Source organism: Nostoc sp. UHCC 0870, from assembly GCF_022063185.1.
Taxonomy (GTDB): Bacteria; Cyanobacteriota; Cyanobacteriia; order Cyanobacteriales; family Nostocaceae; genus Trichormus.
This window is the reverse complement of the sequence record NZ_CP091913.1, coordinates 6128209-6151245: the sequence shown is the minus strand read 5'-3', so window position 1 is coordinate 6151245 and position 23037 is coordinate 6128209. Positions and strand designations below refer to the sequence as shown.

Below are 23037 nucleotides of genomic sequence, written 5' to 3'. Positions count from 1 at the left end.
ACGAATTACGAATTACGAATTATCTTGAAGTTGGCATTCTGACTCAAAAACTTTTTTGTGTTTTTATTACAGCTGCGGCACAGTCCCGGAATCTCACCAGAGTTTCCCAACCTCAAGCCTTGCTAGTCTACCATGATATGGTGGGGGTTGAAACGCAAAGGTGCGCGGAGGTTAACGCGGAGGTGCGCTAAGAGGAGGTTATGACCGCAAAAAGGATGTAAACCCCTAAATTTATTTATGAGGGTCATTAATTTTGAATTTTGAATTTTGAATTCGGAGCGAAGCGACGTGAGGGGGAAATGGCTGGCTGTTGTGGGTATTGGTGAGGATGGGTTGGCGGGATTGGGTGCGATCGCTTGTTCTCTGGTGGCTGGTGCTGAGATAATTGTGGGAGGCGATCGCCATTTGGCTATGTTACCTACTGATGATGAACGGGAGAAAATATCTTGGTCTTCTCCTATTAGTAGTTCTATAGACGCAATTATCCAGCGTCGCGGTAGGTCGGTTTGTGTTTTGGCTAGTGGTGATCCTCTCTGTTATGGGGTGGGTGCTACTTTGATACGACATATTCCCATTTCGGAAATGACGATTATCCCTGCACCTTCAGCTTTTAGTCTCGCTTGTTCTAGGTTGGGATGGTCTTTAACTGAGGTGGAAACTTTGAGTTTATGCGGTCGTCCGCCGGCTTTGCTTCAGTATTATATATATCCTGGTGCGCGGTTGTTAATTTTGAGTGCAGGGAAAGATACGCCGGGGGTTGTGGCTGAAATTCTCAGACAGCGCGGTTTTGGTAGCAGTCAAATCACTGTTTTGGAACGGATGGGTGGTGTTCATGAAAGGATAATCACAGGGACAGCCGCAAAATTGGAGACAGGAGATATTGCAGATTTAAATGCGATCGCAGTACATTGTCTTGCTGATGCTGGAATTATACCTTTATCTAGGCTACCAGGATTACCAGATGACGCTTATCACCATGATGGACAGCTAACGAAACGGGAAGTTAGGGCTGTTACTCTTTCTACCCTCGCACCCACACCAGGACAATTACTTTGGGATGTAGGGGCGGGTTGTGGCTCGATATCGATAGAATGGATGCGAACTCATCCTAGATGTCAGGCGATCGCTATTGAACAAAATTCTACTAGACTGCAATATATTGCTGATAATGCCGCCGCTTTGGGTACTCCCAATTTAAAAATCGTTGCGGGGAAAGCACCATCAGCCCTGAAAGACTTACCCCAACCAGACGCTATCTTTATTGGTGGTGGAGTCACAGCCGATGGATTATTTGACATTTGTTGGCAAGCATTACGCCCCGACGGACTTTTAGTTGCTAATGTCGTCACTATAGAAGGTGAGCAAACCTTATATAAATGGTATGAAAAAGTAGGCGGCAGTTTCACCCGCATAGCCATTCAAAGGGCAGAACCTATAGGTAAATTTTTAGGCTGGAAAGCAATGGCGAATGTTACGCAGTTCGTAATTCGTAATTCGTAATTCGTAATTCGTAATTCGTAATTCGTAATTCGTAATTGGGGATGAGTTACTCTCTCCCCTGTCACCTGTCACCTGTCACCTATCACCTATCACCTGTCACCTGTCACCTCTCCCTCACACTTTCAACACTTGATCGAGCAAATTCCTCGCAGGTTGTGCTTTAGTCAGTGCTGTTTGATGGTCGCTATAAGCACGAACCAGACGAGATAGACTGTTTACACCTGTTTTGAGTTGATCCAGTTCTTCACCAGCAACTAGTTCACCGTCTAGCATCCGCCCAATCAAAGGTTTGATATCGCCCACGTCTTGCCGAACTTTTTGCAGCTTTTCTAAAGCACTCAGTAAGCCTTTAAGAGAGTTTAAGATTTCATCGATATCTTGAACATCCTGTACATCCTGCACACCTTCCACTGTTTCAGGCGTATCTTCTGTTGTCACAGTCTCTTCAATTTCTGAAACTACAGGCAATTCTTGTACAGATGTTTCCGTTTCATTTTTCACCCCGGTTGTTTTTGCCATCAACGCTTCCTCTAGCAATTTACCTTAGTCTACCAAGAAAGATAGGGGACAGGGGATTGGGGATGAGGGAGATAATCAGTTACTACCCTTATATGCTTAACCTCTCACATTGCTGATGCTGTCACGAGATTATCAGGAGTCACAGAAGTTAAACCTTGAACTGTTAACACAGAACAGGGCGCATGATGTAATACATAATTGCTAACGCTACCTAGGAAAAATTCACTTAATCCACTTAGTCCCCGACGACCTAAAACAATTAAATCAGCGTTCCAACTCCGGCTAATGTCACATATAATCCGGCTGGGTTCGCCGAGTTCTTGAGTAAAATCTGCTGTTATGCCTTTAGCGATCGCTTGATTATTTAACAGGGTCAAAAACTCAATTCCTTCTTGCTTTAAATTTTCCCATTGACCCACATAATATTCCACACCATGAGTTTGAGAAGTCCCATAGTGAGTTTGTGTTTCCATTGCGGAAGCGTTGAGATAATCATCATTAAAAGGTGAGATAACGTGTAACAATAACAATTCTGCATTACTTGCTGTTGCTAAGGTTAGGGCGTGTGCAAAAACCTGCTGCCCCATTTCATTGTTGTTCAACGCGACTAAAATTTTGTTAAACATAATTAAGAGTTACGAGTCCTGAGTTATGAGTCCTGAGTTATTATTTATTAGTATTCCATGATGAAAAACTAATAACTAATAATTCAAAGACGTTCAGTGTAAATTCAAATTAAAATTCTATGTTTTTAATTTTGACTTGCCTTCTGCGTCCGCAATTTCTAACATTGTCTTCAGGACAGAATCAGGATTGAGACTAATAGAATCAATGCCTTGTTCTACTAAAAAGCGAGCAAATTCTGGGTAGTCGCTAGGTGCTTGACCACAGATGCCAATTTTGCGTCCGTATTGTTTGACAGTGGCGATCGCTTTCGCTATCATTCGCTTGACGGCTTCGTCCCGTTCGTCAAATAAATGGGCGACTAATTCCGAATCTCTGTCTAATCCCAGTGTCAACTGTGTCAGGTCATTAGAACCAATGGAGAAACCATCAAAAACTTGACAAAATTCGTCTGCTAGCTGCACATTACTGGGTAACTCGCACATCACATAGACTTGCAATTCATTCTCTCCCCGCACCAAACCATGTTTTTCCATCTCAGCTAATACCCGTCGTCCTTCGTTGGGGGTGCGACAGAAGGGAATCATTAAAATCACGTTGGTTAAACCCATCTCATCCCGTACCCGTTTCATGGCTTGACACTCTAGGGCGAAACCTTCACGGTAACGAGGATCATAATAGCGAGAAGCACCACGCCAGCCAATCATCGGGTTTTCTTCTAAAGGTTCAAACTGTCTACCACCCAACAAGTTCGCGTACTCGTTACTCTTGAAGTCGGAGAGACGCACAATTACAGGTTTAGGATAAAAGGCGGCGGCGATGGTCGCAATACCTTGGGCGAGTTGGTCAACGAAGAATTGGGTTTTATCTGTGTATTGGGCGGTTAATTCAGCAATTTTATATTTTGCTAGTTCGTCTTCTAACTCATCAAAATGAATCAATGCTAAGGGGTGCGCTTTGATGTGGTTGTTAATAATAAATTCCATCCGCGCCAATCCCACACCATCGTTAGGAATATTAGTTAAACCAAACGCTTCTTCGGGATTGCCCAAATTCATCATAATTTGGGTGTGGGTGCGGGGCAATTTCTCTAAGGGGATTTCTTTCACTTCGTAAGGTAATAACCCAGGATAGACTTTACCTGTTTCGCCTTCAGCACAACTAACTGTAACTTCTTGCCCAGTTTTAATAATTGTAGTCGCATTACCACAACCAACGATCGCGGGAATACCCATTTCTCTAGCTATAATCGCAGCGTGACAAGTTCTACCACCGGAGTTAGTCACAATCGCGCTGGCGCGTTTCATAATAGGTTCCCAATCTGGGTCAGTGCGATTTGTTACCAACACTTCCCCGGCTTGAAACTGACCAATTTGATGGACATCGAGAATTACTCTGGCTTTACCCTGTCCAATCATTTCCCCAACACTACGACCAATGATAATGGGGACTGGGGGCTGGGTACTGGGGATTGGGGATTGGGGATTTCCTTCCCCAGTCGCTAACAAGCGATAATTACGCAGTACGTTTTTGGTTTTTTGGGACTGCACTGTTTCAGGACGGGCTTGGACAATAAATAATTCATTAGTCAAGCCATCTTTTGCCCATTCAATATCCATTGGTGTATAGACACCACGCACTTGAGAATAGTGTTCTTCAATAATGCAAGCCCAGTTTGCTAATTGTAAAATTTCGTCGTCATTGAGGGCGAAAACATTGCGTTCTGATGGTGCAACAGAAATATTTTTAGTTAATTTTGATCCGCCTAGGTCGTAGACCATTTTAATTTCTTTCGTACCGAGGCGTTTTTGAATAATGGAACGGAATCCCTGTTTTAGAGTGGGTTTAAATACTAAATATTCATCTGGATTAACTGCGCCTTGAACAACATTTTCACCTAAACCATAGGCGGCGGTAATCAAAGCTGCATCTTTAAAACCTGTCTCTGTGTCGATGGAGAACATCACCCCAGAGTTAGCCAAATCAGAACGTACCATTTTTTGTACGCCGACAGACAGGGCAATGTTGAAGTGGTCGAAGCCTTTAATTTGACGGTACGAAATGGCGCGGTCAGTAAAAATAGAAGCAAAACACTTGTGACAAGATTTTAGAACTCCTTGCAACCCGTGGACATTTAAATAAGTTTCTTGTTGTCCTGCAAAGCTAGCATCGGGTAAATCTTCAGCCGTCGCGCTAGAACGTACAGCCACATCAGTATCTGCACCATACTCTTGACATAGAGTAGCGTATGCTGTGGCGATCGCATCCTGTAAATCTTGCGGAAAAGGAGTTTGCAGCATCAACAATCTAGCTTGCTTCCCACACTGGCGGAGATTTTTCACATCCTCAACATCTAAATCTGCAAAAATCTCTCTGAGTCGTGTTTCTATCCCAGCCGCAGAAATGAAATATCTATAAGCATAAGCACTTGTTGCAAACCCAGTGGGAACTTTTACGCCTTTGCGTTTAAGTTGCTGAATCATTTCCCCCAAGGAAGCATTTTTACCCCCCACGAGGGGGATGTCTGCAATCCCCACTTCATGGAAAGATAATACTAAAGCTTGTTCTCTAGAGGATAAATTAGCTGGTTGTGGATTTAGCAGTGTGTTTACCATGTCTGATATTCCTAATAACAGCAACACAGGGGACAGGGGACAGGGGACAGAAAAGAGGATTTGACCGCACTCAGTGCTGAGTCCTGAGTAATATTTTTCTTACTCTTAGCGGATATTTTGCCGCCGCGCCTGCGCCTAAGTCCTACACATCCGGTTATAGGAAGATAATTTGAGGATCTTGTGAGGATATTATTGACACTCCCCACGACTAAAGCCGGGGGATTCCAGCGTCACTGACGTTCCTTGCTTTTACAGGTCTTACGACCAATAGAAGTAGAGGGAACATCTCGACTGGCGTTACTTCCCGGATGCCCTCCGGTAGCGTTCACACGACTTAAAATTACTTTGGCAGCATTCACATCGCGTTGTTCTGTATATCCGCAATGTGGACAAGAATGAGTCCGAGTACTAAGAGATTTCTGGACTCTCGCACCACAATTACTGCATTCCTGGCTTGTGAAGTGGGGAGGGACTGCAATAATTTCTCTCCCAAACTTCCCTCCAAAGTATTCGAGCCACTGGCGGAAGTTGTACCAAGAAGCATCTGTTATGCTTTTGGCTAGTTTATGGTTTTTCACCAAGCCGGAAACATTTAAATCTTCCAAGACGACCTTAGCGTTAGCTAGGCATAAGTTACGCGCTAGTACAAGAGCGTGTTCATTCCTTTGTCTTGTTACTCTTAAATGTTTACGAGCATAAATACCACGCGCTTTTCTTCTACCAGATGACCCTTTTTTCTTTTTGTAAATGTTACGTTGAACCCGTTTTATATCTTTCTCAGCCTTGCGGAGATACCGTGGGTTTTCTTCATGGTTGCCAGAAGAATCAGAGTAGAAATATTCCAACCCAACATCAATACCGATAGCACTTGTTGTTAATGGTGCATCTTGCAGGTTATCCACTTTGACGCAAAACTGCACATAGCACCCATCGGCTCTACGCACAATCCTAACTCGTTTAATTAGTTCAACAGGGTATTGATGAATATCCCATTTCCCCAATAGTTTGAGTTCGCCAATACCTTTTTTATCAGTGACAGAAGAAGGCAGGGGGAGCAGGGGAGGTTGAGGAGCAGGTCATTAGTCATTGGTAATTGACTCTCACCTGTCACCTGTCACCTATCACCTGTCACCTGTCACCTGTCCCCTATCACCTGTCCCCTATCCCCTATCACCTAATTAAACGCTTCAAATTTTATGTATAAAAGTTACGAAGTATTGCTGATTATTGTTTTCCTCACACAAACCTCATATTCCCTAACTATTCTCTAGATAGAAATACTTATTTTATAAACAACTCTTTTCCTTTGAACTACGTTTATTCCGATCAATAACTCTTTAATAAGAGGATTTAAGGTTATGACTAACTGTCCTTGTTGTTCTAGACTACTTTTAAGGCATATCCGTGATTCTGAAGTTCACTGGTTTTGCCCCCACTGTTGGCAAGATATGCCAGTATTTTATAGGGAAAACCCTAATTCTTTTGTTGACATCCTTGTCAGTAATTTCTCTTGCAGTGCTGATCCACAAGAATCTGCTAAAACGGATAAAAGAGTGGTGAGTGGTGAGTTCTGATAATCGCTCAATATAGCGTTTTCTAATCACATGAGATATATCATAGCCCCCTCCTTGCGGCGGAGAGAAGTCTGAGCGGCGGTTTCCGCCGAACAGAACTTCGGAGGAGGGGGTTGGGGGTGGGGTTCTTGTACCTCACTAAAGCAGAAACGCTATAAATACCCAATCCCCAATCCCCAATCCCCAATCCCCCAAATACTGAAACCCTCGAATCGATTCGAGGGTTTTAATTTTGAAAGGTAAATTTATCAAGGATGTTTTAATGGGGGTAACAGTTTAATAGTCGGCTCAGTCTTCTTCCCATTTTTCATGACTTAATAAGTCAATAATTCTATCCCTGAGCAAAAATTCATTTTTTTCCAACTCTAGCTCGAAGAATGGCCAATCACGGTCTGGAATATATTTACAGAGAGTATAAATTGGCTGTTGACGGTTAACAAGTCTTTTAGAGACTAGTTGACGGGCTTCATCCTTGATAACCTCAATATCATATTTGACAGCAGTATTCATAGCTTGTTCCTTCGCTATTGATCAAGGAATTGGGAGTTAAAACCATAAATGTCTACACTCCACTTTAAACTTACCAAAAAATAGTGTACATTGTGAGGACTCTAAAGATTAAAGCTTATTTGGCATAGTTTTTTTTCATCCTTTAGATAGACTCATTCTCGAAATATTTGTGGTAATCTTTGCGTGGTTTCCAGGGAATAGGAAATAGGTAATAGAAAAGAAGTTTTATAAAGTTTTGTGAGGTTCTCAAAAATTAAATTTTTGACTTTTGACTTCACGGCGGTACTAGGTATTAAGTGAAATTAATTCATGAATTTGTCGTAACAATTCTTGATGAGTAAAGGGCTTGGGTAAGAATTTTTTGACTCCAGCCTGAGAAAATTCTATTAAAGTTTTCATGGTTTCTAGTCCACTCATAGCAATTATTTTTATTTGAGGATTAATAATTTGTAAGGTACTAATAGCCATGTCCCCTGCCATTATAGGCATCATCATGTCTATCAACACTAATTGAATTTCATCTTGATATTGATTGTAGAGAGATAAAGCTTCAATGCCATTTTCAGCAGTCAATACTTTGTAATTATGGCTTTCTAGCACAGTTTTAGTAATTTGAATAATTGCTAATTCATCATCTACAACTAAAATCAATTCTCCATTCCCTGTTGGTAGTATTTGGTTGAATTTCAATAAAGAAATTGGGGAATCATTACTAGGTATATATATCTGAAATTCACTGCCAATTCCTAACTGACTAGACACGGTAACAAAACCGTTGTGATTGTTGACAATCCCAATAACGGTAGATAAACCTAATCCTGTACCTTTACCTATTGCTTTGGTAGTGAAAAATGGATCAAAAATTTTATCTAGATTATCTGGGTGTATACCAATACCTGTATCTGCTACCTTAATGACTACATAACAACCGACTTCTGCCCCTATGTGCTGTTTGGCGAAGTCTTCATCAATGAATAGATTATCAGCAGATATAGATAATTCACCGCTATCAGGTATGGCATCACGGGCATTAATTACCAAGTTCATCAATACTTGATGTAGTTGGGTACTATCTCCTAAAACACTAGCTAAATCTGTGGCTATATCTGTCTTAATTTCAATTGATTTGGGAAATGTACGTTTGATGATTTGCTCAATATCGGAAATTATAGTGGCAATTTGTAGGTTTATGCTGTTGTTTTCAGAGTTACGCCCAAACGTAGAAATTTGATGGACTAAATCAGCTCCGCGTTTGGCACTAGTCGCTAACAACTCTAGCATCTGTTGAGAATCTTCTTCCAGTTGAGGATGTTTTATAGGTAGTAGTTGGGCAACTGTTAAAATGGGGGTGAGAATATTGTTGAGATCGTGAGCAATCCCACTGGTGAGAGTTCCCAGGCTTTCTAGGCGTTGGATACGCAATAGTTGCGCTTCGAGTTGTTTTTTCTCGGTGATGTCGGTGTCAACACAAAGGATTGATTTGGGTAAGTCGGCTGCATCATACATCAGTGTCCAACGACTAGCAATAATGATTTTCTTGCCATTTTTGTCTACTTTATGTAATTCTCCTTGCCATGCACCAGTCTCAAGCACGGTTTTCTTTGCTTGTTGCAGTTGAGGGGAATTGTTTGTAAACAAAAGTGTATCGCCACTCTTGCCTAAAGCCTCGGTTGCAGTCCATCCATAAAGATTTTCTGCGCCTTTGTTCCAAAATAGGATTTGACTGTGCAAGTCTTTGACTAAAATTGCATCGGTGGTAATATCAAGTAATGCTGCTTGTTCTCGGAGTTTTTGGGCTGTGCGCTGGCGATCGCTAATATTTCTAAATAGCCAACGTAAACTAGTAACTTTGCCTGTGCGATTGCGTTCGGTAACAGCAGTTAGTTCAGCCGGAAAGTCTGTCTCACCTTCTTTATAGAATATCCGTAACTCAGCATTGCGGATATGACCTTGCTGTTGCAAATCCAAGATTAACTGCCGAAAATTTGCCCGTGCGTCTGGATGCACAAACACAGACATGGGTTTACCAATCAGATAAGACTGACGAACTTGTAATAACTGCGCTGCAATGTGGTTGGCTTCTTGGATAATGCCAGTAATATCAGTAACCAAGTAAGCATCGGGGGCAAAGTTAAATAAATCTTGGTAACGCTGGCGTTCAGCTTCTACCTGCTGACGAGTGGCGATTAATTCCTGATTTTGTAATTGTAGCTCTTCAGCTAAGACGTTTAATTCTTCTAAGGAAATAGAAATTTCAGCGATCGCTTCCGTTAGCATCACTACAGGCGCATCTTGCCACCTTGACATATCCTGTGGTTGACTAGCTCGCTGTAGTAGGATATCAAGTCTTTGATTGGCTGCATCAATTGCTTTTGTCCAGTTATCTGGGGTCATTTTTGTCTCCTAGCCTCAATGTCTTGACTAGAAACCATACTATGAACTGTTTCTATATCTGCCATCATCAACACTGCCCCTTTCATTTCTGTACTAGATAAAGGAGTAATAGCAACATAACACCTAATTTGTCTACCCCGACGATTGATCGCCTCTAAAATCATTTCTAGAAATACTTCTTTCCCAGAAAGAGAGTCGCGAATAGGCGATCGCAGTTGCTCGACGGGTAGACCAATATCTAGGCTAAATAAAGAATTACCCAAGACTTCATCGGTTCTAAGTCCCCACATATCTTCGACCATGTAATTCCAAACCAAAATATTGAAGCTGTTATCAATCACTACTATGCCTGTTTGTAGGCTTTTCAGGATACTCACCAAAACAATATTTGTACGGTTAAGTTCTTGAGTACGCTGACTTAGTTCATTGTTGATTGTATGTAATTCTTGGTTAGCCGAGTGGAGTTCGTCGTTAGTGGTCTTTAATTCTTCATTCGTAGATTGCAGTTCTTCGTTGATTGTTTCTAATTCTTCATTAGTAGACTGGAGTTCTTCGTTGGTAGTCTCTAATTCTTCATTGGTAGACTGGAGTTCTTCTTTGGTCGTCTCTAATTCTTGTCGGAAACGTTGTAGTTCTTCTTGGAGTTGAATAAAGTGAGTGACATCATGAAAAACAATGCTGACACCTAGGAAACTGCTGTCAGTATTTTGCAAAGGTGTAATTCTGACATCAAAGTATTGGGTTTCTGTATTGGAAAAATAGCGTTCAACATTACTAATGCTAACAGGACTGCGTTCCGCATAAGCCCGTTCAATCAGCGATCGCAACTCTAGGGGACGGTAAGATATTTCCAAATCCTGAAACGGGCGATTTAAATCTCTAGGTGAAAGAGCAAATAAATTTCTGGCCTGTTCATTGATCATGACTAATCTACCATCAAAATTCACGACTATTTGCGCTGTCGGTGAGGCATCATAAGCTAAATCTCGTAGACGCATTTGATAAGATAAACTATTTTCTGATGTTTCATCTCCCGAATTAGGAATAAATAAGAGGCGATCGCGTAAATTATGTTCTGATACCTTTGTAAATATGCGGTTTTTTAAATCTAACGGCGTAAATAAATTAGGATAGCTTAACAGCATCTCCGCCTTACCCAAAAACAAATAACCCGTGTTTTTAAGTGCAAAATGAAAGCGTGTTAAAATTCGTCCTTGCGTTGTAGAATTAAAATACATCAAAATATTACGACACACCAATAAATCTAACCGCGAAATTGGAGCATCTTGCAACAAATCATGACGACCAAAAATTATGCAACGACGCAAGTCTGATTGAAAAACATAACGGTTATTGATAACCTGAAAATATTTTTGCCGTAGGTCTTGGGGTATGGGATGAATATCTTTTGCTGAATAAGCGGCTTGACGCGCCTGCTTAAGAGCTTCTTCATCTACGTCTGTGGCATAGATTTTGACCCGTTGCCGAAATTGATCAGCCCCCAACATTTCAGCCATCAAAATGGCGATAGTATAAGCCTCTTCACCAGAAGCGCAACCAGCACTCCAAATGCGAATTTGATCAGTATGTTTTTTCCCTTTGATAATATGGGGTAATACTTGCTCAACTAAAGCTTCCCAGGCTGTAGCATCGCGGAAAAAGTTTGTAACATTGATTAAAATAGTATTAAAAAGATGATTAAATTCCTCTGGATCAACTTCTAGATAATTTAAATAATCTCCAAAGGTTTCTATATTCAATAATTGCATTCGCTTGCGTACACGCCGCATCAAATTTGAACGCTTGTAACCTGTAAAGTCAAATCCCCGATTTTTTCGTAAATAAACCAGTAATTGTTCAAATTCTGGGTCTTTTTCGATGGTAGTCATTAGGTCTCATGCCAGACTGTTAAAAATATCATCTAAGAGGGTGTTTGAAAAGTCCCCTTTTATGTCATGCTGACGAAGGAAGCATCCCAGTATAACGGTAAAAACGCGGATTCTTCCTTCCGCAAAGCTCCACTCAGAATGACAAAGGATACCTGACAAAACTTTTCAAATACCCTCTAATACTCTATACCTTCATATCTGACTCGAAAGTAATTTATTAAATTAAAACTTTTTGAATTGCTGAGAACGCATAGCTTCACGCCCTAGAAGAAACATTCCTGTCACACCCAAGCTCACAAACCAAATATATTGAAGCCAGTATAGGTGTATCTGCTCAACTGTGCTAATTTCTGGGTGCAATGTATTACAATAAAGCAGCAATACCAAAATCATCAATGCTCCAAACCCAACGAAGCTTAAACCGACAAGAATTCTTGCTGGTTGTAATTCAACGTCGCTAATTGTTTCCAAGTCAATTTCTGCGAGTTCCTGTAAGGTGTCATCAGCTAAAGTAGAGGCTTCTTGTAACCTTTTACTTAACTTGGGAGGCAAAATAGGTGTAAGTGTGGTGACTGTAGGGCGACGTATTAACGCTTCAGTATCACGCAACAATACCAATGGCTTATGTATTCTAGTAGTTTGGGCAGTGGCTTTGTTTTCAAAATCCATAGCACGCCTGAGAAATAACAGGATACAGGAATATCATTAGCCTAGCGAATCACTGGGAACGTTGCAATGGGTGTCAGGAAATAGCAGAATCCGGTTGTATACTCCAGGACTTACGCACAGAGGTTATTTGTGAAGAAGGGGTGTAAGGGTATGAGGGTGTAGGGGTGTAAGGGTTTTGAACACCTATACCCCTATACCCCTATACCCCTATACCCCTATACCCTCGCCCAAACCCTTGATTCTTCGTATCACTGCGTAAATCCCATACTCTTTCCGTCCTCTGCTGTCACCTGTTCCTTGTAGGAAAAATCCGTCTCAGATTTAGTACCGCATCTGCAAATCCAGGAATTGCAACCGACTGATGGGGTAAGGAAATTAGCTTGCTGAGATAGTTAAATTCACCTTGAGCATTTTGATAAGGCTGACTATAACACTCAAGTTGGCTAATATTTAAGTTAACGATCCAATAGTGAGAAATTCCAGCTTCTGCATAGAGTTCTAGCTTCTTGGTTTGGTCATAAATCAATGTGGAATCGGAAATTTCTATAACTAGTAGAATATCTTCGGCATAGGGATGATGAGCAAGATAATCTTCATCTGTACCCTCTGCAATGACGATATCTGGCTCAGGTTCACTTTGGTTAGAAAGGGTGATAGGATCTTGACTACGAATAACTGCTCTATCACCTAAAATTCTATCCAGTTGGCGGCACAGAATAGAACCGCAGACTGTATGAGGTGTTCCTTTAGCTACCATTTGCATCAATTCCCCCCGGATTAATTCTATACGATCGCCCTCCTTTAAAAATCCCAAGTTAATTAATTGATGATACTCATCAATTGTGAATCGCTTTGGTGTGACAATATTCATAGGATATTACTGCTGTCAGTTGTACTTGTACGCTAGCAAAGGTTAAACTGATGGCGATATCGCGTTACTCCCAGCGTAGCTAACCCAATTTCTCAAACTGTTGCCAACATAGGTACATAGCACGGGGTACATGAAAACATCCCTTCCACTTACCGCCTTTGAGATTTAACAACACTTCTCCACGACGATTCAGATAGCCAAACCATTCACCATATTCTGCATCAGCAAAATGTGACCAAGCATAATCGTGCATTTTTTGATACCATTCCCAACACTCTGTACGTCCTGTCAGGCGATAACCCATTGCTAAAGCCACCAAGGACTCTAAATGCACCCACCAAAGTTTTTGATCCCATTCCAGTTGTTGCGGGGGATGTCCTTCTGCATCCATGAAGTAATACAACCCGCCATATTCACTATCCCAAGCAAAATTCAAGATATTCAACACCACATCAACGGCTTGGTTGATAGTTTTGCTGTCGTTGTTGCGGTTAGCAATATCCATAATGAACCACATGGCTTCGATACCATGACCAGGATTAATTAACCTACCATCAAAACAATCAATGTGAGAACCATCAGGGGTAACGTTTTCATACATTAATCCCCGTTCTTGGTCGAGAAAATCCGTCATTACTTCCTTTACTGTGCTAGCTAAGACACTTTCTAAGGTTTCACTAGGAAGTAGCCAGGCCATTTCTAGGGTGAGATTGGCTAAAATCATCGGCACAGCTAAGGCTTTCATAGGGCGTGTGCCGGGGTAGGCTTTGGTATACTTGCCTTTGGGGTTGTCTTTACGGCGTAAAACATTGTTGTATGCTTGCATGGCTACGTCCTTCGCCCATTCTTCACCAGAGGCTAAGGCGTATTGGCTAAATGCCATTGCTGCAAAGCAGTCAGAAAATATATTGTAGGGCTGAATTAGGGGCTGTCCTTCACGGTTTAAGGCAAAATACCAATTACCTTCCGTATCTCTACCATGTTGAGCCAGAAATTTTGCACCGTTACTGGCAATTTTTAACCAGTTTTCGCGTTTTTCTAGTTGGTTGCAAAGCATCGAGAAAGTCCAGACTTGGCGATTTTGCAACCAGATAAATTTGTCGGTGTCATAAACTTGACCTTGACGATTTAAGCAGGTGAAGTAGCCACCCTGTTCATAGTCGAGGGAATGCTGTTCCCAAAATGGCAGAACATCATTGAGGAGAGCGTTTTTGTAAAGTGCTGCCAGTGTTGTCAAGTCGTATCCCATGTTGCCCCTGTTCAAAACCAACAGCGTTAATTATCGCTTTGCTGGGGATAGACTACAAGTAGTAGAGAATGCTAAGAAGATGGGATGCGATCGCAATTAAAATGAAGGGTAGTAATTGCAAAACTGATCAAAAGCTTGATGATTGGTAGATACAGCCCTGTTAAATCTAATCTTTGTTGAGCAAAACTCGGATAGATTCTTTGATTGCTTGATCTGGAAAGGTATTAATTCCCCACAGTTTATTAACCATACCCAATAAAGATGTTATCAGTATAAACCCTGTTATTGTCAGTAAAATTCTGTTTGCAGGTTTTGAAACAGGAGCTTGTACGCGTTTTAAGCGGCGGTTTTCTTTCCCCAGCAAATAAACCAGATAAAAGCGTCGTTTAAAAATTGGCACAGAAAGCCGGATATCTACAGAATGCTGTTGTTCAACGCGAGCATGAAATACTCTTTTTAGTTCTGCCAATTGGTTATTAGTAAAGGTAGCTGCTGTTTCAGGAGGAATACGGGCAAAAAATTTTTGTACAAAAGGATCAGTTTTAGAAATGTCTTTGTTTAAATCTTTGTTCATGATGTGTCTGCCGTGAATAAGAGTATATTTTAAAACATAGGATTATGTTCATCATCCCAACACTTACCACCCTCCCAAGTTCTGCCAGTGTGTTCACATTCAGATTTATCGAAAATCCAGGGAATAGATGTAGGCGATGGGGAAGAATTGGAATTTGAGATGGAACGAAAGGAGGATAACAGAGAAGAAAAGGTGGCAAAGCTACAAACCGATAGGATCATGGAAAACACTATCAGAAATATAATGTTGCTGGGAGTCCACAGAGGGAATAAAGCTTTTGCGTATTGCAATCGCTGTTTGGAACGTTTTTCTTCACCCCCCAGCAACACCATATAAAATCTTAGTCCGGGTATGGGGAGTGTAATTCGTAAGTCTAAAGGATGCCGACGAGTCCAAGTATTAGAGCCAAAAGCTTTTTTGATGGCTGTTACTTGCTCTGTAGTCAGGCTATCCTGGATCTCTGGTTGAATCTGAGTAAAAAGTTCCTCTAATACAGGATCAGGTTGCTGTAACTGTCTCATCAATCGTGTCTTGTTGGTATTAATTGATATGAGAATAACAGAATTTTACCCGTAAGACCTTGAGATATTTACGTAATTAATCAAAAAATATGTACATTAAACCATATTTTTTGATAATAAAAATTGCTGATTTTTTAGATGCAAATATTTTATTTTTGTTCTAAAAAAATATTTATTTTTTTTAACTACTTAAGCTGAAAAGCTAAACCACACTGGAATCACCTTGAGAATGAAGCAGAATTAGGATTAATTAATTGACGCAATTTTATTAATATCAATCTTGAATCAAATCTGGTTTTTATTATTTGTATACAGATGGTTATGTAAAATATTTATAATGTTAAAACTCTTTGTATTAAATTTCAATCAAGACAGCCAAGAATATCATAAAGAATGCTGAGTTGAAAGTGCTGTTAGCGGCGTGGGACTTGACCCAATACGGTTCGGTTAAGGCTAAAAAATCAAAATATGTAGGTTGGGTTGAGGCATGAAACCCAACATTTGTAAGCATTTGTTGGGTTTGCCTACGGCACGCTACGCGAACGTAAAACCTCAACCCAACCTACCAATACTCTTATCCTAACCGTAGTGGGAGTTGACTCAGCACTCCCTACTGAGTATTGGTAAATTTACTTACTAACTAAAACTTCCTCTCTGGCTATTACCTTAAGAGGCTTAAAATTTGTGACTAATTCGCGGTAGACAGCCAATGTTTCCTCGTTGACTCTTGCTACATGGAATCTTTCTAGGTTTTGTGGGGCGCAGCTTTTCCATGTGTAGAGTTGGGTGGGATCTTTGAGTAATTGGGCTAAAGCATCTGCCAATGTCTCAGTATCTTTAGGTGGTACTAAAAAACCTGCTGTTCCATTATCTAATGTTTCAGGAATGCCATCTACATTGCTGGCAATAATTGCACAACCGGCTTCTCGCGCTTCTGTCAGTACCAACCCAAAGGATTCGCAATGGGAAGCGAGAACAAAAATATCGGTTGCTAGCATATAGCGTTGGGGTTCTGGCTGGAAACCTTCAAAATGAATACGGTTACTCAGAGGCGTGTTTTGCACCATTTTCTCAAACATGGTGCGATCTGGGCCATCCCCTACTAAATATAAATGTGCTTGGGGAAATTCAACCGCAATTTTCATAAAGGCTGTAATTAACTCAGCAATGCCTTTACGAGAATACATCCCCGCGACGGTAGTAATTGCTGGTCTGTGCAAAGGTAGTGGTTGATAATCTTGAAGTTGGCGATGGCGGGGACTGCCTAGTGTACCATTAGAGACGATTCGTAGTTTTGTTTTGGATATACCACGGCGTACCATTGCATCGGCTACTGCATGACTCACTGCAATAACTCGATCTGCTAATCCCATTAGGACTGCACTACGCTGGAACTCATTGTGTACTGTGGAAACTAAACTATAATCATTGTTGTTTTTCAAAATGCCTGCCAGCACAACCCCTGTCATCATGTGGGCGTGAATAATATCTGGCTGAAAATTTTGCACAATTTCCTGCAAACGCCAAGCTGCTTTAATGATATTTAATGGTTGCCTAGACTGATCTAAATGAAAATGTCGCACACCATAACTGGCTAGTAATGTCTCATATTCTCCCCCAGCAGATGATACAGCAACCTCGTGACCATCTTGGGCTTGTAAACAGGCTAGGTCTACTGCCACATTAACAATACCGTTACCAATTTTTTGTACATGATTGGTAATATGTAATATTCTCATTTAACTTTTCTCCACATAATATTTACTTTGGGCTTTTAGATTAAAAAATCTTGAAACTTTAGTTAATTATTTCTTATGTAAAAACCAACGTTGTACTAAATCTTTAGCAGTGGTAAAAAGCAACCCTAATAATTGTATCTATCTAGATAGATTTCCTTAAATCTGAGTTTTAAAGAAAATCTCATAAGAACTTAAAAATTGCTTAACAAAGCCTTGAGGTAAGCTTGCCAATTGTGAAGAGTATGAAGCGATCGCCAGTTTTTTCTTCTCTTGTACAGAAGTAATTGAAACTCTATAAGCAGCCGCTAAATCTTGCAATTTCAAAATAATAAATAACGGCGATCGCCAGAATAACCAAATCGCGTACTGTAGAAGTTCTGGTTTAATATTCGCTTCATTAATACCAGCTTTCACTAGTGGAAAGGTAGCCTCATGATCTCTATGGCAATCTTTGCTGTGAGGAATGTAAACTTCTTCTGGTTGATATAATCTTAGCAGTTCAGCTATCTGTTTAATAGTTTGCTGCCTTTCTTCAGCAATTAAATTTTGTAAATGTCCGTCTGGTTTATCTAAAAAGTAAATATCTGATACTTCTACACCCAAAATTTGTAATGCTGTGACGGCTTCTTGTTTGCGAGTTAAGATAATTTGATTTTGTAAATCTGGATTTAAATTATCCCCACCTGCTCCGTTAGTTAAAAATACGACTACAACTTGTATTCCCTTTTCTCTTTTGTGGGCAATCATTCCCCCACAGCCAAAGGTTTCATCATCTTGATGGGGAGAAAATACCATTGCTGATTTCTGGCTCAAGGCTATTGCTTCACTTCCACTGAATACTAGCCATCGCCATAGTAAATCAGAGTGTAAATATTGCACTTTCTCTAGCCATTGATTGGGAATTGATTTTTGTAATTCTTGTAGATAGTTTTTAATCTTAACCATTATTGTGGATTGTGTCGATATAAATCTAAAAGCTGCGATCTCTATTTATCACTCATCTAGAGTTGTAATCTTCTGATTCAGTAGTAGCACATATACATAAATAACAAATTCTTATTGTCTAAGAAATGAATTTTACGGAAATTTTATCAAAAACACATATTTTTTAAACGTATGTACTAGCTTCTATAAATCGGGGTTCTATAATTTTCATCCATCTTTGCTACAGACAAGTTTATATAAAATCTTTATCTAGCCAGAGGGAAAATTTACTGATCACCTTGGTGAATAACAGAATATAAATACTAAACAGTACCAATTTACGATTTTATACAAAAAATAATTCATTCAGCTTGGTATAAAAGTCAACTTATACTACAAAATTTAACTCTGGAGATTAGCTGTGGAAGATAAAAAAGAAAATTATCATTCAATGTCTGCGTCTATTCTGACAGTCGGAACAGGCTGGTTTCCTCAAACGCCTGGAGGATTAGAAAGGTATGTTTATGACTTAATTCATACCTTAGTCGCTAATCAAGACCAAGTGGAATTATGTGGAGTTGGTTTACCTGAAACTGAATTGAATACATCAATCAAGTTGACTAACTTAGCATCACCAGAAAGTGCAATTTGGCAAAGATTTTGGTCGATTCGGGCTAATTTTCAGAAAACTAGAGTCAGTAAACCAGATGCAATTAACTTACATTTTGCTTTATATAGTTTTCCTATTTTAGACATTTTACCCAAGGGAGTACCTATTACATTTAACTTTCATGGGCCTTGGGCATTTGAAAGTCAACAGGAAATAGGGAATAATCCATTGAGAATTTTTCTCAAGCGTCGGCTAATAGAACAAACTACTTATAATCGCTGCGATCGCTTTGTGGTTTTAAGCAAAGCATTTGGTAATATTTTACACCAGCAATATCAAGTACCCTGGAGTAAAATTCATGTCATCCCTGGCGGCGTTAACCTTCATCGCTTCCAGCCTAACTTATCACCCCAAGCGGCGCGTCAGCAACTAGGCTGGCCAGAACATCGTCCCATTTTATTTACATCTCGGCGGTTAGTGCAGCGCATGGGACTAGATAAGCTATTAGCCGCCATAGCCATAATTAAACCCAGAATACCTGATGTGTTGCTAGCGATCGCAGGTCGTGGTCATCTGCAAGCTACCCTCGAACAACAAGCGAAAGAATTAGGTCTAGAAAATAACGTGAAATTCTTAGGTTTTCTCCCTGATGAGCAATTACCTTTAGCTTACCAAGCTGCTAAATTAACTGTGATGCCTAGCCAATCTTTTGAAGGATTTGGTTTAGCAATTATAGAATCTCTAGCTTGTGGTACTCCAGTTTTATGTACACCAATTGGAGGTATGCCAGAAATTTTACACCCATTCTCCCCCGAACTAATTACTAATTCCACCGAAACCTCAGCGATTGCCGAAAAGTTAGAACAAATATTACTAGAAAAACTTCCTATCCCGTCACGAAAAGATTGCCGTGAATATACTATTAATAACTTTGATTGGCAAAAAATTGGTCAACGCGTGCGACAAGTAATTTTAGCCTAAATATCATTTTCTCTGTGCCTCTGTGGTTAAATAAATTATTTTTCACCACAGAGACACAGAGACACGGAGGTAAGACTCATGTTTATTAAACAATACATCATATGAAAATATTATTTTTAGACCAAAGCGGTAAACCAGGCGGTGCAGAATTGTGTTTAATTGATATTGCTAAACCTTACTGCGATCGCGCTTTGGTTGGTTTATTCGCTGATGGTGATTTTAAAACTTTATTAGAACAAAATCAGATTCCGGTCGAAATTTTGACAAATCAGGCGATCGCAGTTCGCAAACAAAGCAATTTACTCCAAGCCTTCGCCAGTTTGGGGCAACTAGCACCGTTAATCGCCAAGGTGGTAGAAAAGGCTTATAAATATGATATAATCTACGCCAATACTCAAAAAGCCTTAGTTGTAGGGGCGATCGCTAGCTTTGTAACTCGTCGTCCGTTGGTGTATCATTTACACGATATTCTTTCTTTAGAACACTTTAGTAAAACTAACTTACGGGTTGCTATTAACTTAGCCAATCGGTTTGCATCATTAGTTATAGCTAATTCCCAAGCTAGTCAAAAGGCTTTTGTGCAGGCGGGAGGGAAGCCAGAACTTACCACAGTTGTATATAACGGTTTCGACCCCAAAACTTATCAAACTTGTGATGAAGATATCCAAAAACTGCGGCAACAATTAGGGTTAGAAAATAAATTCGTTGTCGGACACTTCAGCCGACTCTCACCTTGGAAGGGTCAGCATATCCTGATTGAAGCTATAGCTAAATGTCCACCTCAAGTCACAGCTATTTTAGTGGGTGATGCCTTATTTGGTGAGCAAGATTATGTTCAACAATTACACCAACAAATTGCCCAACTGGGGTTAGAAAATCGCGTGAAATTTTTAGGATTTCGGGCTGATATTCCCCAATTAATGGCGGCGTGTGATTTAGTTACCCATACTTCTACTGCACCCGAACCCTTTGGGAGAGTGATTGTTGAGGCGATGCTGTGCGGAACACCTGTAATTGCAGCTAAAGCCGGCGGTGCAATGGAATTAGTAGAACATGGGGTAAATGGTTTTCTGGTGACACCAGGAGAATCCCAAGAACTAGCAGAAGTAATTAATACTTGTGTGCAGGAGACGGAAATCACTGCAACCATCGCTAGTCAGGCGAGGAATATTGCTAGTCAGCGTTTTGATGTGGCTAATGTGAATCAGCAAATAGCCAAGTCTCTTAAGGTGATAGGGGACAGGTGACAGGTGACAGGGGATGCGATCGCTCATATTGAGATTGAGAGGTGCGTTAATTTGAAAATTCTATGATAATATTGGTATCACATAAAATCATTGAATATCTTTCATCCATGCTTGTTGACGAATAGATTCAGTAGTAATATCTCGATTTTCCCATAATCCTGCTAAAGAGAAAAAATTTTGCTCATCATCAGATTTAGTTGGCTTATGTTCCACCAGTTCTACCGAGTTGACAAAATCTAAAGATGTAAGAATCTTTGTCAACATCTCTGCTTTTTCTTTATCAGCTACTTGAACTATTAATTTTAATTGTTCCATAAATATGTAGTTAGAAAATATCATCTCAATTTTATAACTGTTTCTATTTTAAATGGTGATTTACATTTAGTTAATTAAGGCAACCTACACGCGATCGCCTACGGTAAGCTAACATTAACGCTGTTTCTGAATTGGTGTAGGGTGGGTGATCGCTTAACAATTCAAAATTCAAAATTCAAAATTCAAAATTAAAGACAGTTGGAGTTAGGGATTTAAACCCCAACTCAACTGATACTACGTGTAGACGTAGAGGTCTTAAACCCTTGAATTTACGGTAAATTTTAATATCAAGGTGCGTTACGGTGAATTGGTAATTTTGGTTTTTGTCAGAGATTATCGCCACCTAACGCACCCTACAAGATCAAGCGATCGCACTTAAAAAGGCTACCGTGTACACACAAGTCTAATAACCTAGCCCTATAGCGTTTTGATCCCCCCTAACCCCCCTTAAAAAAGGGGGGAATAGATTCAAAGTCCCCCTTTTTAAGGGGGATTTAGGGGGATCTGAAATGTTTTGCTACACCAATAGGGACTTTTCAAACATCCTCTTAAGGGGTTAGGGGACAGGTGATGAGATCGCTCATATTGAGATTTGATGATAAATCAGCACGTAGCCTATGGTGCGCTCTTTTCACCAATTCCATCGCAGAGAGTGCGATCGCTATCGCTCACATTGGGATTTGATTGTAAATAAACACGTAGCCTAGCGCAACTGTGGCTAATTAAATCCTCTAGGTTATTTAAGTAAGCCCAGAGTTTGACGCTGTTGTCATCACTTGCAGAAGCAATGGTCTTGCCATCGGGGCTAAATGCTACGCTATTGACCGCATCGCTATGCCCGTTGAGGGTAATGATTGGTTTACCAGTAGAGGCATCCCAGAGTTTGACGCTGTTGTCAAAACTTGCAGAAGCGACGGTCTTGCCATCGGGGCTAAATGCTACGCCCCTGACCCAAGAGCTATGCCCGTTGAGGGTAATGATTGGTTTACCAGTAGAGGCATCCCAGAGTTTGACGCTCTTGTCATGACTTGCAGAAGCGATGGTCTTGCCATCGGGGCTAAATGCTACGCCCCAGACCGCAGAGCTATGCCCGTTGAGGGTAATAATTGCTTTACCAGTAGAGGCATCCCAGAGTTTGACGCTGTTGTCATGACTTGCAGAAGCGATGGTCTTGCCATCGGGGCTAAATGCTACGCCCCAGACCGCAGAGCTATGCCCGTTGAGGGTAATGATGGCTTTACCAGTAGAGGCATCCCAGAGTTTGACGCTGTTGTCAAAACTTGCAGAAGCGACGGTCTTGCCATCGGGGCTAAATGCTACGCTATAGACCGCATCGCTATGCCCGTTAAGGGTAATGATGGCTTTACCAGTAGAGGCATCCCAGAGTTTGACGCTCTTGTCATTACTTGCAGAAGCGATGGTCTTGCCATCGGGGCTAAATGCTACGCTATAGACCTCAGAGCTATGCCCTTCCAAGCGGTTTCGTTCTTGGATATTGTAAATGGCTCGTTTGAGTGCCACTACAGCTTGTTGGTTAGCCGCTTGTTCTAAATTGGTCTCATTCCTAAGTGGTTTACCTGAAATTTGTCTACCTGACTGTAGAGCTGCAATAAAAGCCTCAAGTTGCCTATTAGACAGTAGGGAAGCTTCAGAACTTTGAGCCAAAGCAACGGCACTTTGTTGTGCTGCTTCCTTGGCTTTGTTTTGGGCGT

At 40.7% G+C, this 23037-nt stretch carries 19 protein-coding genes, 1 pseudogene and 1 riboswitch; of the genes and pseudogenes, 3 read left to right on the top strand and 17 right to left on the bottom strand.

Annotated elements, in window-relative coordinates; translation table 11 throughout:
• Positions 1-23: 23 nt before the first annotated feature.
• A riboswitch (adenosylcobalamin-variant (AdoCbl-variant) riboswitch) is annotated at positions 24-117 on the bottom strand.
• Positions 118-288: 171 nt separating this feature from the next.
• On the top strand, positions 289-1500 hold the full coding sequence (gene cbiE / locus L6494_RS26065; RefSeq protein WP_237996286.1) for a precorrin-6y C5,15-methyltransferase (decarboxylating) subunit CbiE: 1212 nt from the start codon (positions 289-291) through the stop codon (positions 1498-1500).
• A 114-nt stretch (positions 1501-1614) separates the two neighbouring features.
• On the opposite strand, the gene L6494_RS26060 is transcribed toward cbiE, so the two are convergent.
• From L6494_RS26060 to L6494_RS25990, 15 genes are all read right to left on the bottom strand, one after another.
• Positions 1615-2019 (bottom strand): hypothetical protein, encoded by a 405-nt coding sequence (locus L6494_RS26060; protein WP_237990662.1) that lies wholly within the window; start codon positions 2017-2019, stop codon positions 1615-1617.
• 104 nt (positions 2020-2123) lie between these two features.
• Positions 2124-2645, bottom strand: coding sequence for a universal stress protein (locus L6494_RS26055; protein ID WP_237990661.1), 522 nt, complete (start codon positions 2643-2645; stop codon positions 2124-2126).
• Between the two features lie 117 nt (positions 2646-2762).
• On the bottom strand, positions 2763-5258 hold the full coding sequence (gene ppsA, locus L6494_RS26050; protein ID WP_237990660.1) for a phosphoenolpyruvate synthase: 2496 nt from the start codon (positions 5256-5258) through the stop codon (positions 2763-2765).
• 230 nt (positions 5259-5488) lie between these two features.
• Positions 5489-6259 carry an RNA-guided endonuclease InsQ/TnpB family protein gene (locus L6494_RS26045; protein WP_330911055.1) on the bottom strand — a complete coding sequence of 257 codons (771 nt, stop codon included), beginning with the start codon at positions 6257-6259 and terminating at the stop codon, positions 5489-5491.
• 861 nt (positions 6260-7120) lie between these two features.
• Entirely contained in the window at positions 7121-7342 is a 222-nt protein-coding gene (locus L6494_RS26040; RefSeq protein ID WP_237990659.1) for a DUF4327 family protein, read from the bottom strand.
• A gap of 285 nt (positions 7343-7627) precedes the next feature.
• Complete coding sequence (locus L6494_RS26035; RefSeq protein ID WP_237990658.1) at positions 7628-9736, bottom strand: PAS domain-containing hybrid sensor histidine kinase/response regulator; 2109 nt, start codon at positions 9734-9736, stop codon at positions 7628-7630.
• Positions 9733-11625, bottom strand: coding sequence for a CheR family methyltransferase (locus tag L6494_RS26030; protein WP_237990657.1), 1893 nt, complete (start codon positions 11623-11625; stop codon positions 9733-9735). Before L6494_RS26030 ends, L6494_RS26035 begins: the two co-directional genes overlap by 4 nt.
• Before the next feature lie 222 nt (positions 11626-11847).
• The gene (locus L6494_RS26025) at positions 11848-12294 is read right to left on the bottom strand and encodes a hypothetical protein (protein ID WP_237990656.1); all 447 of its coding nucleotides are present in this window, start codon (positions 12292-12294) and stop codon (positions 11848-11850) included.
• A gap of 286 nt (positions 12295-12580) precedes the next feature.
• A complete protein-coding gene (locus L6494_RS26020) occupies positions 12581-13165 on the bottom strand; it encodes a Uma2 family endonuclease (RefSeq protein WP_237990655.1) in 585 nt (194 codons plus the stop codon).
• Positions 13166-13244: 79 nt separating this feature from the next.
• On the bottom strand, positions 13245-14414 hold the full coding sequence (locus L6494_RS26015; RefSeq protein ID WP_237990654.1) for an AGE family epimerase/isomerase: 1170 nt from the start codon (positions 14412-14414) through the stop codon (positions 13245-13247).
• A 166-nt stretch (positions 14415-14580) separates the two neighbouring features.
• On the bottom strand, positions 14581-14988 hold the full coding sequence (locus L6494_RS26010) for a hypothetical protein (protein ID WP_237990653.1): 408 nt from the start codon (positions 14986-14988) through the stop codon (positions 14581-14583).
• A gap of 29 nt (positions 14989-15017) precedes the next feature.
• Complete coding sequence (locus L6494_RS26005) at positions 15018-15509, bottom strand: hypothetical protein (protein WP_237990652.1); 492 nt, start codon at positions 15507-15509, stop codon at positions 15018-15020.
• 355 nt (positions 15510-15864) lie between these two features.
• Positions 15865-16020: a hypothetical protein gene (locus L6494_RS26000; protein WP_237990651.1), complete on the bottom strand. Its 156-nt coding sequence runs from the start codon at positions 16018-16020 to the stop codon at positions 15865-15867.
• Between the two features lie 118 nt (positions 16021-16138).
• Positions 16139-17248, bottom strand: coding sequence for a glycosyltransferase family 4 protein (locus L6494_RS25995; protein WP_237990650.1), 1110 nt, complete (start codon positions 17246-17248; stop codon positions 16139-16141).
• Positions 17249-17404: 156 nt separating this feature from the next.
• Entirely contained in the window at positions 17405-18193 is a 789-nt protein-coding gene (locus L6494_RS25990; RefSeq protein ID WP_237990649.1) for a PIG-L deacetylase family protein, read from the bottom strand.
• A 400-nt stretch (positions 18194-18593) separates the two neighbouring features.
• On the opposite strand from L6494_RS25990, the gene L6494_RS25985 reads away from it, so the two are divergent.
• Together L6494_RS25985 and L6494_RS25980 are read left to right on the top strand one after the other, a co-directional pair.
• Positions 18594-19763, top strand: coding sequence for a glycosyltransferase family 4 protein (locus L6494_RS25985; RefSeq protein ID WP_237990648.1), 1170 nt, complete (start codon positions 18594-18596; stop codon positions 19761-19763).
• A 101-nt stretch (positions 19764-19864) separates the two neighbouring features.
• Positions 19865-21010: a glycosyltransferase family 4 protein gene (locus tag L6494_RS25980; protein ID WP_237990647.1), complete on the top strand. Its 1146-nt coding sequence runs from the start codon at positions 19865-19867 to the stop codon at positions 21008-21010.
• An 87-nt stretch (positions 21011-21097) separates the two neighbouring features.
• On the opposite strand, the gene L6494_RS25975 is transcribed toward L6494_RS25980, so the two are convergent.
• Positions 21098-21274 (bottom strand): hypothetical protein, encoded by a 177-nt coding sequence (locus tag L6494_RS25975; RefSeq protein WP_237990646.1) that lies wholly within the window; start codon positions 21272-21274, stop codon positions 21098-21100.
• A gap of 666 nt (positions 21275-21940) precedes the next feature.
• Positions 21941-22801: pseudogene (locus L6494_RS25970) on the bottom strand (WD40 repeat domain-containing protein); the annotation flags it as partial.
• Between the last annotated feature and the right edge of the window lie 236 nt (positions 22802-23037).